Genomic DNA, 12,992 nt, shown 5'->3' with positions numbered 1-12,992 from the left:
TGCTCTAAGCAGGTTGAGCAAACAGGGTGGTACCACACAATTCAGCTAAGGCTTGTAGCATCAGTTGTTCAGGGTTTTCTTTGGACATGCCTTTAATCGAAGCATCAATGCGCAGTAATAAATCAGACCAAGTTAGGAATTGTCTCGGGTTTAAACGGCGTAGAGCTTGCTGATATTGCGAGACTTTGGTTTTCCAGATCCCGAGTTGAATGGCATTGTGCGGTTGTTCAAACAATTGCATCAATAAGCGCATTTCTTTGCTTAAGGTCCATAAGATCAGGCTATCTGGCTCGCCCGCAGCAATCAAGTATTGATAAATCTTGACCGACTGCGCCAAGTTTCCAGCAAGCAAGGCATCACTTAAGTCATAAGTCGTATAACGCGATTGATCCTGTAAGCAGGAATATAGTTGTTCAATTTGAATCTGTTGAATATCGGGGAACGTATCTGCAACCCGCATCAAGCTATTTTTTGCCGCGAGCAGGTTATGTTCATGGTGCTGCATGAGCCATTGCCAAGCATCATTATTCAGCTGAATCCCGAGCTTTTCTGCTTCTATGCTTAAAATTCGTTGTCGATCTTGTGGGTAGGTTGCAGTCAGTGGAACCACTACACCATTGGCTTCGACCACTTGGAAAAAAGCTGATTTTAAACTGCTGCTGTCTTGCTTCGGTAAAACAACCAATAAGAGGTTATGTTCATTATGTTGAATATAGCTTTTCAGCAGTTTTAAGCCATTGGCATCAGGTTTGATATTGCCATGTACTTCAATCGCAAGTTGTTGTGAGAACAGGGATAAACTATTCAGCGCGTTAAAGACATTTTTCCAGTCATTCACGCTATTGATATCATAACGCTGCCGTTCAACTTCTTGCTGTTGCCAGCTTTTACGAAATGCATCAAGCAAGTTTTGTTCAAGTAGGGGCTCTTGTCCATGCATGATCCATGCACCGCGAGCCTCATCAACCCGTTTTAAGGCTTGCACATAATCCAGTTTCATAATGATGAATTAAGGTTGTGCTTTCGGCAAACGATTGGCTGCAATCTGACGCGTGATTTGCTGTGCCATATCATCAATAAGAATGCGATTCAAATACGCTTCTTGTTGATTATCGGTATTCACCGTTGCCACGTCGTATTGATAGGTACGAGAAGCAGTTAAGGTACGCGGTTCAGTAATTTGCTTACCTTGGCGGTCTTCGATCTGGAAAGTCACGGTTAAACGCAATAAGGCCTCAGTCAATTTACCATTCAACAGTTGACGGCGTGGAGTGTAATCCAGCACACGAAGCACATAGGCATCATTGGCATTACTGAGTTGTACGCCCGTTGCACCAAGATAAATGCTGAGCTGGTTTTCAAACTGATCCGTATTGTCAGGTAGGACTAAAGTCAGCTTGTTGTAGACCAAGGGTGCCGCTGTCGGGTTACTTCCCTTTAGATGAAAGCCACAGCCGACCAAGCCTGCACTTAGACCTAAAGTTAAAACGATAGTAGCTAAACGTTGAGCTAAATGCATGCTTTGTCCTTTATGATATTCCATTCAATATGGAAGATTTAATCTTGATAAATTGACCACATTTTAGAATCAAAGCCCGATGAATGACAGCGGGCTTTGATGAGGTTTTGTTTCTACAAATTCCGTCTGCTAGTCGCAGGGGAATTTAAGCAGCACATTAAACCACTAAATTAACAAGTTTATTCGGTACTACAATTTCTTTCTTGGTTGGGCCAGTCAAGAATTGTTGCACTTCTGGTAATGCTTTTGCCAAAGCCAATAACTCATCTTTTGAGATATCGACTGCGACGTCTAACTTAGCACGAAGTTTACCATTCACTTGTACAACAATCGTTTGCGTATTACGGGTTAACGCTGACTCATCCACTTGTGGGAATTCAATCGTTGTTAATTCCAAACCAAACTGAGTTAACAACGTTTGACTCAAATGTGGTGCAAATGGGGCAAGTAGCGTCAATAAGGTGGTGATTGCTTCACGTGCAACAGCAACATCATTGTCATCTTTTGCTTCAAACTTGTTGCTGGCATTGAGCAATTCCATCAATGCTGCAATTGCTGTATTGAACGCATGACGACGTTCGATGTCATCACCCACTTTTTGAATGGTTTCGTGGGTTTTACGACGTAAATCTTGTGCATCTTTCGATAAGTTTGCAGTATCAATTGCCGTTGCTGGGTTGCCTTTTTCCAAGAAGCCAGCAGCCAAACGCCATACACGTTTCAAGAAGCGGTTAGCCCCTTCAACACCGGCATCAGACCATTCGAGTGATTGATCTGGTGGTGCAGCGAACATCATGAAGACACGAGCCGTATCTGCGCCGTATTGATCAATAATCGCTTGCGGATCAATGCCGTTGTTTTTCGACTTCGACATTTTTTCTTGTCCGCCAATCACAACTTCCTGACCATCACCTGAATATTTCGCAGACAGGATACGACCTTTTTCATCACGTTCTAATTCGATGTCAGCAGGGTTGAACCAAGTTTTCTTGCCATTCTCAGCTTCACGATAGAAGGTATCAGCCAACACCATGCCTTGGGTGAGCAAGTTAGTGAAAGGTTCATTACCTTGTACCACACCTTCATCACGCATCAACTTATGGAAGAAACGTGCATAAAGTAAATGCAAGATGGCATGTTCAACACCACCGATATATTGGTTCACAGGAAGCCAGCTTTGTGCTGCTTCAGGTTTTACCATACCACCGGTAAAGTCTGGAGATGCATAACGTGCATAGTACCAAGAGGACTCTACAAAGGTGTCCAAGGTATCTGTTTCACGACGCGCATCGCCGCCACAGCTTGGGCATTTGGTTTCATAGAATTCAGGCATCTTATTCAATGGGTTACCTGAACCATCTGGAACCACATCGGTCGGTAATACCACAGGTAATTGATCTTCTGGAACAGTGACTTGACCACAGCTATTACAGTTGATCATTGGAATTGGGCAACCCCAGTAACGTTGACGAGAAACACCCCAGTCACGTAAACGGAATTGAACCTTAGAGTTGGCTAATGCTTGTGGTTCTAATTTTGCAAGGAAGGCATCATAAGCAGCTTGGAATGCTAAACCATCAAACTCGCCTGAATTCACCAGTTTGCCATCTTTAGAACCATACCATTCTTGCCATTCAGCAGCTGAGTATTCAGCATCATCAGCGCCTTTGGCATCAATCACTTGTTTGATTGGCAAGTTGAACTTATTGGCAAATTCAAAGTCGCGTTCGTCATGTGCAGGAACGGCCATTACAGCGCCTGAACCGTATGACATTAATACATAGTTAGCAATCCAAACTGGGAGGTCTTCACCTGTCACTGGATGCTTAACAGATAAGCCTGTTGCCATACCTTTCTTTTCAGCAGTGGCTAAATCAGCTTCTGCCACTGAACCCATACGGCATTCTTCAATAAATGCAGCAAGCTCAGGATTGTTTTCAGCAGCTTTGAGTGCCATTGGGTGTTCTGCTGCAACAGCAACATAGGTTACACCCATTAAGGTATCCGCACGCGTGGTATACACCGTTAAGCCATCTGCATAAATTTCAGTATTGGCAGAAGGGAAGGTAATCTCCATCCCCGTCGAGCGGCCAATCCAGTTACGCTGCATGGTCAAGACCTGTTGTGGCCAGCCATCTTTTAAAGTATCTAAATCGTCTAATAATTCTTGTGCATAGTCGGTGATGCGGAAGTAGTACATCGGAATATCGCGTTTTTCTACCAATGCACCTGAACGCCAGCCACGACCGTTTTCAACTTGCTCATTGGCAAGCACAGTCTGGTCAACAGGGTCCCAGTTCACGGTTGAAAGCTTACGATAGATCAAGCCTTTCTTATAAAGTTGTACGAATAACCATTGTTCCCAGTGATAGTACTCTGGCGTACAGGTCGCAAATTCGCGATCCCAATCGACAGACAAGCCCAATTTCTTTAATTGGTCACGCATGTACGCAATGTTTTCAAACGTCCATTTTGCAGGTGCAACTTGGTGTGCAATCGCCGCATTTTCAGCCGGTAAACCAAACGCATCCCAACCCATTGGTTGTAATACTGTTTCGCCTTTTAAGCGATGGAAACGGCTGATCACGTCACCAATGGTGTAGTTACGCACATGCCCCATGTGCAGTTTGCCACTTGGGTAGGGGAACATCGACAGGATATAGCGATGTTTGCCCTCTACAGTGTCTGCAACTTTAAAAACTTTGCGATTGTCCCAGTCTTGTTGAACTTGAGGCTCAATGGCACTTGCTTGATATTCGGAGTCAATGTGAGAAGTCGTCATAGGGATATGCGATACAACAAAAAAGTAAAGTTAAGATTGCTGCACAGCATAGCGCAAAATTGTAGGAAATGTCAGTTTTTAGATCGGGATTTTATCTGCAAGGCCGCCGTGTTGAAGATGACCTTGCAGGATCAACTGGCTGCTTATAGCACAGATGGTGCATTGGCAGATGGCTGGCTTTGCGGTTTCACTGTGTTCGTCGGAGTGGATGGTGCTGTCTGCGGTGCTTGCTGTGTTACATTTGGTGTAGCGTCTGGAGTCGCTTGCTGGCCGCGTTGAGTTGTTGGATTGGTGTTTTGATGGCTCGTACCATATGTTGAAACTTTGTCCAAACGCTTTGAGCCTTTTGGTGGTGGCGTAGTGGTGTAATGGGTTGACCCATTGGCATCGACCCATTTGTAATATTGTTGTGCGTAGTTCTGGCTGGAACAGAGTAATAGTGCTGTGGTTGCAACTGTGTACAAGGTTGTTTTTAAATAAGATAAATTCATGTTTGATCTCCCCAAATGAATGCTGTCTATATTCGATCAAAATGCCTAAATAAGCAGTTTACAATGCCTATTTTTCATTAAAAAGAAAATAGTTTTTTGATAAATGGGTGTTTTGACAAGACCAAATAATTCCGTGAAATGTGTCTAAAAAAACAACAGCTAAAAAATATTCGTTAAAATCCTTTTCTTTGTTCTTGACATTGCTTATGAAAGAAACAAGAATGCTTTCTCAAGTTTTATATGTGTTTATTTGATCACCCTTCGAATAAATGTCATGGCTTGCAATGGACATTCTTTCTAGCCGAGAGAATGATTTTTTGAAATATGCTTATCCCAGCACATTTTGATTCGAGATGTCATCAAGTTTATACGGCTGATGAGTCTCAGAAAATTTTTCCTATTGCAGCAAAAACGAGTAGAATACGCACACTTATAAAAAGTGCAAAAGTTAATGAATGAACACAATTTATGTCTCCCATAAATTGTGCAAAATACTAGGGTGAATCACGTTGGAACTTTTATCTGGTGGTGAAATGCTCGTTCGTGCGCTTGCGGACGAAGGCGTAGAGCATGTTTTTGGGTATCCAGGCGGCGCTGTATTACATATTTATGATGCGCTATTTCAACAAGACAAAATCAACCATTACCTCGTTCGTCATGAGCAAGCTGCCGGTCATATGGCAGACGCATACTCACGCGTAACAGGTAAGACAGGTGTGGTACTGGTCACTTCTGGACCGGGCGCAACCAATACCGTCACTCCAATCGCAACAGCCTACATGGACTCAATCCCAATGGTGATTCTGTCTGGTCAGGTTGCAAGCCATCTGATTGGAGAAGATGCATTCCAAGAAACAGATATGGTTGGTATTTCTCGTCCAATCGTAAAACATAGTTTCCAAGTGCGTCACGCTAGCGAAATTCCTGCAATTATTAAGAAAGCATTCTATATTGCTGCGTCTGGCCGTCCAGGTCCAGTTGTGGTTGATATTCCAAAAGATGCGACCAATCCTGCGGAAAAGTTTGCCTACGAATATCCTGAAAAAGTGAAGATGCGTTCATATCAGCCGCCTTCACGTGGTCACTCAGGTCAAATTCGCAAAGCGATTGATGAGTTGATTACGGCTAAACGCCCAATGATCTATACCGGTGGTGGTGTGGTTCAAGGCAATGCGTCTGGCTTATTGACTGAGCTTGCACATTTATTGGGTTACCCAGTTACGAATACTTTAATGGGCTTAGGTGCTTTCCCAGGTGATGATCCACAATTCGTGGGCATGTTGGGGATGCATGGTACTTATGAAGCCAACATGGCGATGCATAATGCAGATGTGATTTTGGCCATTGGTGCACGTTTTGATGACCGTGTAACCAACAACCCTGCAAAATTCTGTACCAATGCAAAAGTCATTCATATTGATGTTGATCCAGCAACGATTTCGAAGACGATTATGGCGCACATCCCAATCGTGGGTGCAGTAGAGCCAGTACTTCAAGAAATGTTGGCACAACTCAAACAAATGAATGTATCTAAGCCAAACCCTGAAGCAATTGCGGCATGGTGGTCTCAGATCAATGAATGGCGCAAAGTACACGGCTTACGTTATGAAGCAGGTCAAAATGGTGTAATGAAACCTCAGCAAGTGGTTGAGGCATTAGATCGTGTGACCAATGGTGAAGCCATCATTACTTCAGACGTGGGTCAGCATCAGATGTTTGGTGCAAACTACTACAAATACAAACGTCCACGTCAATGGATCAACTCTGGTGGCCTAGGCACCATGGGTGTTGGTTTACCGTATGCAATGGCTGCAAAGCTTGCATTCCCAGACCAGCAAGTGGTTTGTATTACTGGTGAAGCATCGATTCAGATGTGTATCCAAGAATTATCGACCTGCAAGCAATATGGCTTGAATGTAAAAATTCTCTGCTTAAACAACCAAGCCTTGGGCATGGTGAAGCAGTGGCAAGATATGAACTACGAAGGACGTCATTCAAGTTCTTATGTTGATTCATTACCTGACTTTGCCAAGTTAATGGAAGCGTATGGTCATGTCGGTATTCAGATTAACCATGCTGACGAGCTCGATTCTAAATTAGCTGAAGCGATGGCAATTAATGATAAATGTGTATTCATTAATGTCATGGTTGATCGTACAGAACATGTTTATCCAATGTTGATTGCAGGCCAGTCCATGAAGGATATGTGGTTAGGTAAAGGGGAGCGTACATAATGAGACATATTATTTCTGTACTCGTTGAAAACGAAGCTGGTGCGCTTTCTCGTCTTGTTGGCTTATTCAGTCAACGTGGCTACAACATTGAAACACTGAATGTTGCGCCAACAGAAGACGAAACCCTATCGCGTTTAACCTTAACGACTTATGGTGATGATCATAAAATTGAGCAGATCACCAAGCAACTGAATAAATTGGTTGAAGTGGTAAAAGTGGTTGATCTCTCAGAAGGTTCACATATTGAACGTGAATTGATGCTGATCAAAGTGAAAGCATTGGGTGCAGCACGTGCGGAAATCAAACGTACAGCTGATATCTTCCGTGCGCAAATCGTTGATGTGACACCGACAACCTATACGATTCAGATCGCGGGTACCACTGAAAAGATTGATGGTTTTATTGATGCATTAGCTGAAAATACCATCCTTGAAGTTGTACGCTCTGGTGTATCAGGCATTGCGCGTGGCGAAAAAGTTTTAACAATTTAAAAATCTCCCCCAACCCCTCTTTGAAAAGAGGGGGGATCACCCAGAACGGTAATCATGGGGGAGCCTACAAAAGATCTGTCCTTGCAGAACAAGGGAAATGACAAAAATTTTAGCGGAGAAAACAGATGCAAATTTTTTACGATAAAGACTGTGACTTATCAATCATCCAAGGCAAGAAAGTTGCAATCATTGGTTATGGTTCACAAGGCCATGCGCATGCACTTAACTTGAAAGATTCTGGCGTAGACGTAACTGTTGGTTTACGTGCTGGTTCTACTTCTTGGAAAAAAGCTGAAAACTCAGGTCTTAAAGTTTCTGAAGTTCCAGCTGCGGTTGCTCAAGCTGACTTAGTCATGATCTTGACGCCAGATGAGTTCCAATCTCAACTTTATCGTGACGTGATTGAACCAAACATCAAAGAAGGTGCAACTTTAGCATTTGCTCATGGTTTCTCTATTCTTTATAACCAAGTTGTTCCACGTAAAGACTTAGACGTAATCATGGTTGCACCGAAAGCACCTGGTCACACTGTACGTTCTGAATATCAACGTGGTTCAGGTGTTCCTGACTTAATCGCGATCCACCAAGATGCTTCTGGTAATGCACGTAACGTTGCACTTTCTTATGCTTCAGGCGTAGGTGGTGGTCGTACAGGTATCATCGAAACTTCTTTCCGTGAAGAAACTGAAACTGACTTATTCGGTGAGCAAGCAGTTCTTTGTGGTGGTGCAGTTGAATTGGTTAAAATGGGCTTCGAAACTTTGGTTGAAGCGGGTTATGCACCAGAAATGGCTTACTTCGAATGCTTGCATGAACTTAAGTTAATCGTTGACTTGATGTTCGAAGGCGGTATCGCGGACATGAACTATTCAGTATCTAACAACGCTGAATATGGCGAATATGTGACTGGTACTGAAGTAATCAACGAACAGTCTCGTGAAGCAATGCGTAATGCGTTGAAACGCATCCAGTCTGGTGAATATGCGAAGATGTTCATCCAAGAAGGTGCGTTGAACTATCCATCAATGACTGCACGTCGTCGTCAAAATGCTGCACACGGCATTGAAGTAACTGGTAACAAGTTACGTGCGATGATGCCTTGGATTCAAGCAAACAAGATTGTTGATAAAGAGAAAAACTAATTTCTCGAATCAATTGATTTGAACGCGAAGACCCACTCTATTTGAGTGGGTTTTTTATGTTTATCTTTACGTGCCTCAAAAAGATGAAAGCAGTGCTTTCATCTTTTTTCGTACCTTGGATTCAAGCAAACAAGATTGTTGATAAAGAGAAGAACTAAGGTTACGTGCCTTGCACAAAAATGGGAAGCGTTGCTTCCCATTTTTGTTCATACCTTGGATTCAAGCAAACAAAATCGTAGACAAAGAAAAGAACTAATTTTTTCTAAGTCAAATAAAGACCCTTGTTTATTCAAGGGTTTTTTTATGGAAAATCCTAATGTTACGTACGTTAGCGAAGCATAGCTTCACTCTTGCGCAGGGGCCTTACGAAGCGATGCTTCTCATGCTTTTCTATTTCCCTGCTCCTTGCGTAGGAGGCCCTACTCAGGATTCAAGCGAACAAAATCGTAGACAAAGACAAGAACTAATTTTTACTCTGAGTTAAACAAAAAATCTTGTCGAAGATAAACAAGGTTTTTTTATGGGCTGTGATAACAGAGTTATAACAATAAAGAAGAAAAAATAAGCTTATATTGTTTATGTTTTAATCATATTGCTGAGGATGAGCAGTTCGGATTCAAGCTAAAAAAGTGTTGCATGCTTTGGGGTGTCTGCACGACTAAAAATAAACACATTGTAATGACTTAAAAATTAAAATGATTTAGCAAAAATAAATGAGTCTTTTGGTCAAAAAAATGAAATAAAAAAACAAGATTTTTCATTGGTTTGAAATGATTATGTGCTTTTATTCTATTGATTTATAAAGTGAAAAAGACTTGACCTTATGCTAGATGATGTTATTGTTAAGGAAAGTTTATGAATACACTATTCATGACTTCTTTGGGTGTGAAACGTCGTTCGGATTTCGAGCATTTTGCTCATCATATAAAAAAAAGTACTGAATAATCATGGAAGTCCTTTATGGTTCACGTTGATTACGATAGCACATTGGTCATCGTTTCCATTTTGGTTGCAGTCGTGACATGTTACGTTGCAGTATCGATGGAAGAACTCGTCTTTAAGGGTGCTTATAAAAAGTTTGAAAAAAGCATTTTGATTGCGAGCGGGCTAATCTTAGGTTTAGCCATATGGTCAATGCACTTTGTGGGAATGCTGGCTAGCCATTTGCCAGAAGGCTATCATTTTGATGTTAATTTAACCATACTCTCTTATTTAATTGGTGCTGCGGCTTCGGTTTTTGCCGTTTGGCTCACTTCAAGACCCACTTTACCGATCCCTCGTTTAATCCTTGGTGCTGTATTCATGGGCTTGGGAATATCTGGGATGCACTATACGGGGATGGCAGCATTGATGGTAGAACATCATGCCATGCATTATGATCCGCTTTTGGTTCTGTGCTCTGTTCTCATTGCAATTAGTGGTTCTGGTCTGAGTTTCTTCTTTATTTTTAAATATAAAACCGCAGTGACATACCGGACCTTACTGAAAGTTGTGGTTGCTGTCCTCATGGCCTTAAGTATCGTTGGGATGCATTACACGGGTATGGCGGCAACTTATTTCGATGAAAGTTTGGCGCAAATACTGACGTCAGAACATACGGAACAAAGTGTCTTGCTGTTTACCATTATCTTTATTACCAGTCTTGTTCTGGTGGCGGGTTTTGCCGTTGCAGTGCTTGAGGCCCGACTCGAAGAGAGAAATGAACAACTCACCTTAATCAATAAAGAACTAGCGACTCAATCTTTACATGATGCATTGACCAAGCTCCCAAATCGTTTGTATCTGACCGAACATGCAGAAGTGGTGTTTAACCATCATCGTTTAAATGGGCAAAAAGCGGCATTTCTGTATATTGATTTAGATCGTTTTAAATCAGTGAATGATGCTTTTGGCCATCATATTGGCGATCAGCTCCTAATCCAAATGGCAAACCGTTTATACAATAAGCTGGATTCGAGTCATAAGTTATTTCGGATTGGTGGCGATGAGTTTGTCTTAATTTCTGAAGATACCGATATTAATGAAGCGATGCAGCTTTCAGAAGATATTTTGCATTACATTCAGGAAACCTATCTGATTGCGGCAAAGGATATTAATATTTCTGCCAGTGTCGGGATTGCCATGTATCCTGAGCATGGTTGTAATGTACAAGACCTGTTGATTAATGCCGATGTCGCGATGCTGATCTCCAAAGATCAGGGCCGTAACACCTATACCATGTTCCATTCCATGTCCGATCAGCAAGATGTACGCAGTCAGTCCAAACTGATCAATGACTTGTATAAGGCCGTTGATGAGCAACAGTTTGTCTTGTTCTACCAACCCAAATTTACTTCGAATTATGAGGTCTGCGGGGTGGAAGCACTGATTCGATGGAAGCATCCAACCCTAGGGCTACTCACCCCGCAAATGTTTATTGAAGGGGCAGAAAAAACCGGTTTGATTATTCCGATGGGATATTGGGCACTGGAACAAGCCTGTCAGCAAATCCAGAAGTGGGAACGAAGTAAGAGTCCGTTTTATCCAATTGCTGTTAATCTTTCTGCGCTACAATTTGAAAATAAAAAGCTGTTTAGTGTCCTCGAACAATTATTAGAACAATACCAAATCCAACCGCATCACCTCATTCTTGAAATTACTGAATCTACGGCCATGCATCATATTGATTCCAGTATTCGTACTTTGGAGCGCCTGCGTAAGCTCGGTATTCGCATTGCCATTGATGACTTTGGCACAGGCTATTCAAGCTTCTTATATTTAAAAGACTTGCCTGTAGATGAACTTAAAATTGACCGTGGTTTTCTGATTGACCTCAAACCGAATTCTAAAGAAGAGGCAATTCTGGAAAGCATTATCCATTTGGCCGCAAAACTGGGTTTGGTCGTAACAGCAGAAGGCGTCGAAACACAACAACAGGCGGATATCCTTACCAGTTTAGGTTGCAATCAGTTACAGGGTTATTTATTGGGCACACCTGTCAATGTGGAAGGTTTGGTATTGCATCGTTATCAACATTTTGCATGATCAAGCTGCATGGGAATTAAAAAAGGCTGCCTAGATGGCAGCCTTTTATTTGTGTAGATGAGTGACATTTATTCAGAACGTGGCGCTAACCACTGCGTTACCACAGGCCAGACCAGTTCTGGTGCTTGGCTGCCTGAGACCAGCCCCATATGCCCACCGGGAACAATTTCAAATTGCTTGTCGCTACTGCTGATTAAATCCATCAGTGGACGTACTGCTTCCGCAGTCACGATAATGTCGCTACTGCCGCCAATTGCCAGTACTGAACAATCAATATCTTTTAGATTTGCACTTTGCTCACCAAATTGAACCGAACCCGTTGATAGCTCATTATCAATCCAGAAGCGCAGAATAATATCGCGCATCACACCGCCTGGATAGGCCAGCATATTGTCGACAAAGGAGCTTGAGGTGGCGTGGTTAATCACAAATTGGCGATCATTCAGGTTTTTTAACAGATCCCAATAGTTTTTAAAGTTTCCGATCGGATCGGTGAGTTTAAATCCCAGCGTATTTTGCCAGCCATGAATATGGAACACTCGGCTCGGCACTTGATGAATACGGAACTTGGTATTACTCCGAATCCATTGCGCAGGTACGGTAAGACGTTGATAAAACTTACCCATATAACCTGATTTATGCGTGTTGATAGGTGAAGCCAAGATCATCAGATTCTGGATGTTTTTATCTTTGAATAGAGCGGTATAACACAGAGATAAAGCGCCGCCTAGACTCCAGCCAAACAGTGAAAGTTGTTGCTGACCGCTATGCTCACGAATCTTTTCGATAAAGTCGGGCATAAACGTTTTCACGTAAGTACCAAGATTATATTTGGCTTGACGTAGACTCGGGGTACCCCAGTCAATCAGATACACATCAAAACCTTGGGCCAGAAAATAACGCACGAGGCTGCGATTTGGAAATAAATCATAGATCAGCATATTGGCAGCGAGAGGGGGCACAATCACCAAGGGAATACGATGCTGGGTTGTGTTCTCCGTTGCCGCTGTATAGTGACGTAGGCTGATAATTTCACGTTGATACACAATATCAAAAGGTGTGCTTCCAGAAAGCGCAAGTTGATGCCCACGTAAAATGCGATCAGTCGCATTCGAGAAGATATGGCGTGCCTGACGTCCGCTACGGCTATTCAGCAATTTTTTCGCAGTTTGCGAGTTAAGAAGACGACGTTTAACTTTTGGCAATTGAGTCATGTGAACCTAACGCTCGAAGCTTGCTATTCAATAGCCGCATATTAGAAGAAAAAATAAATTTGCTCAGTGACTCATTTACTGAACTTATCTTTCAA

9 protein-coding genes are annotated in these 12,992 nt (G+C 42.4%); 4 read left to right on the top strand and 5 right to left on the bottom strand.

Annotated features, from left to right (window positions below; translation table 11 throughout):
* Nucleotides 1-4: 4 nt before the first annotated feature.
* The 4 genes from holA to NG55_RS18515 all read right to left on the bottom strand — a co-directional run bounded on the left by holA (nt 5) and on the right by NG55_RS18515 (nt 4,792).
* Entirely contained in the window at nt 5-1,000 is a 996-nt protein-coding gene (gene holA, locus NG55_RS18530; RefSeq protein WP_065344076.1) for a DNA polymerase III subunit delta, read from the bottom strand.
* Nucleotides 1,001-1,009: 9 nt separating this feature from the next.
* A complete protein-coding gene (locus NG55_RS18525; protein ID WP_016543094.1) occupies nt 1,010-1,519 on the bottom strand; it encodes an LPS-assembly lipoprotein LptE in 510 nt (169 codons plus the stop codon).
* Between the two features lie 157 nt (nt 1,520-1,676).
* Nucleotides 1,677-4,301: a leucine--tRNA ligase gene (gene leuS, locus NG55_RS18520; RefSeq protein ID WP_065344075.1), complete on the bottom strand. Its 2,625-nt coding sequence runs from the start codon at nt 4,299-4,301 to the stop codon at nt 1,677-1,679.
* Between the two features lie 143 nt (nt 4,302-4,444).
* Nucleotides 4,445-4,792: a DUF4124 domain-containing protein gene (locus tag NG55_RS18515; protein WP_016543096.1), complete on the bottom strand. Its 348-nt coding sequence runs from the start codon at nt 4,790-4,792 to the stop codon at nt 4,445-4,447.
* A gap of 509 nt (nt 4,793-5,301) precedes the next feature.
* Between NG55_RS18515 and NG55_RS18510 the strand changes: the two genes are divergently transcribed.
* From NG55_RS18510 to NG55_RS18495, 4 genes are all read left to right on the top strand, one after another.
* Nucleotides 5,302-7,026, top strand: coding sequence for an acetolactate synthase 3 large subunit (locus NG55_RS18510; RefSeq protein WP_065344074.1), 1,725 nt, complete (start codon nt 5,302-5,304; stop codon nt 7,024-7,026).
* The gene (ilvN, locus tag NG55_RS18505) at nt 7,026-7,517 is read left to right on the top strand and encodes an acetolactate synthase small subunit (protein WP_004655854.1); all 492 of its coding nucleotides are present in this window, start codon (nt 7,026-7,028) and stop codon (nt 7,515-7,517) included. The genes NG55_RS18510 and ilvN overlap by 1 nt, the downstream gene beginning before the upstream one ends.
* 125 nt (nt 7,518-7,642) lie before the next feature.
* Entirely contained in the window at nt 7,643-8,659 is a 1,017-nt protein-coding gene (gene ilvC / locus NG55_RS18500) for a ketol-acid reductoisomerase (protein WP_004655853.1), read from the top strand.
* A 960-nt stretch (nt 8,660-9,619) separates the two neighbouring features.
* The gene (locus NG55_RS18495; RefSeq protein ID WP_023270830.1) at nt 9,620-11,683 is read left to right on the top strand and encodes a putative bifunctional diguanylate cyclase/phosphodiesterase; all 2,064 of its coding nucleotides are present in this window, start codon (nt 9,620-9,622) and stop codon (nt 11,681-11,683) included.
* Between the two features lie 68 nt (nt 11,684-11,751).
* On the opposite strand, the gene NG55_RS18490 is transcribed toward NG55_RS18495, so the two are convergent.
* Entirely contained in the window at nt 11,752-12,897 is a 1,146-nt protein-coding gene (locus NG55_RS18490; protein ID WP_016543099.1) for an alpha/beta fold hydrolase, read from the bottom strand.
* Between the last annotated feature and the right edge of the window lie 95 nt (nt 12,898-12,992).

The sequence above is a fragment of the Acinetobacter gyllenbergii genome (assembly GCF_001682515.1).
In the GTDB taxonomy this organism is placed as follows: Bacteria; Pseudomonadota; Gammaproteobacteria; order Pseudomonadales; family Moraxellaceae; genus Acinetobacter; species Acinetobacter gyllenbergii.
This window is presented reverse-complemented; position numbering and strand designations above follow the sequence as displayed.